This window comes from Pseudoalteromonas sp. Z1A2, from assembly GCF_011378755.1.
GTDB classification, from domain to species: Bacteria; Pseudomonadota; Gammaproteobacteria; order Enterobacterales; family Alteromonadaceae; genus Pseudoalteromonas; species Pseudoalteromonas distincta.
Genome location: NZ_WTKX01000077.1, coordinates 1 through 1,011, shown reverse-complemented (window position 1 = coordinate 1,011; position 1,011 = coordinate 1). Strand labels below are relative to the sequence as shown.

The 1,011-nt window shown below is 40.2% G+C and carries 2 protein-coding genes; both read right to left on the bottom strand.

The annotated features are described in order from the left end of the window. Positions 1–101: 101 nt before the first annotated feature. Positions 102–590 (bottom strand): nuclear transport factor 2 family protein, encoded by a 489-nt coding sequence (locus GQR47_RS20235; protein WP_002963268.1) that lies wholly within the window; start codon positions 588–590, stop codon positions 102–104. A 20-nt stretch (positions 591–610) separates the two neighbouring features. After that, the coding region (locus tag GQR47_RS20230) for a CopD family protein (protein ID WP_154904295.1) at positions 611–1,011 on the bottom strand (401 nt) is incomplete at its 5' end.

Here is a 1,011-nt window from a genome sequence, read left to right as displayed (position 1 = left end):
GGCAATACACTGTGTGGGTTTTCCATACTTTTTACTGATATAGACACCGCCAACATCACTGAAAGTGCAGTTGTTATGTACGTTAATCGCATGTTACTTCCTTAATTTGACCAATGAATATGTGTGATTTTCCAGCCATTGCGGGTCTTTTTTAGAGTCATTGACTCCATACCCGTTGTGTTAATGGCTTTACCTTTGTAGCTGCCCATCGTTTCACTTCGCGAAATGGAGTAAGCGATATCACCACTTATATAAACCTGATGTTCTAATAGTTTGCTATTAACCGAACTGAGGTATTTCATATCCGCTAGCATGTGGTGATTTGCATATTCATCGGCAGAACGCTCAACGCCTCCGCCTTCAAAAATAATGACGTTATCAGCTAATAATGAGCGAGCTTTTTTTTGATCACTTTGATTTAATGCTTGGTGAAAGGCACTTACTGCTTGCGCAGCTGGGGTATCGGTACCAACAAATAACACACGCTCATTTGCATGTTCCTCATTCTTGTGTGCGCTTACAGCTAGTGAGTTCAATGCGCCAAAAAGTAATAGCGATGTTATGATTATTTTTGCAGAGTTATTAAACATGTTGCTCTCTTTTTATTAAATTAATTTGGGGGACCAACAAGTGTGGTGAACACGCTTGTTGTAATAAGTACAAAAGCAGCTATCAGCATTTCTACACTGATGGAACGTTTTAGTGTACCTACATGCTGTTTTTGGGTGATTCTCGGAACTAAAATTAGTTTGTGCCAAGCCCCCATCATAAGCATCGCGCTCACTAGTAGCAGTTTTAGCAAAATTAATTGCCCATAACTTGACGTGAACAGCGCTGATAACGAATGCAGGTAATTAAGCAAAAGCGCTAAACCTGAAATAAGCAGCACAAATACAACGATGATGGCTAAGTGCCCAAACAGGTGCATTACCTTCTTAACTTCATGAACAGATAATATGGTACAGCTTTTATATAGTGGCCACAGTGACCCCACCCAACTTGCTATTGCAA

Coding starts and splice junctions, on each gene's coding strand:
- GQR47_RS20235 (WP_002963268.1), bottom strand. CDS start 590: ATGTTTAATAACTCTGCAAAAATAATCATAACATCGCTATTACTTTTT.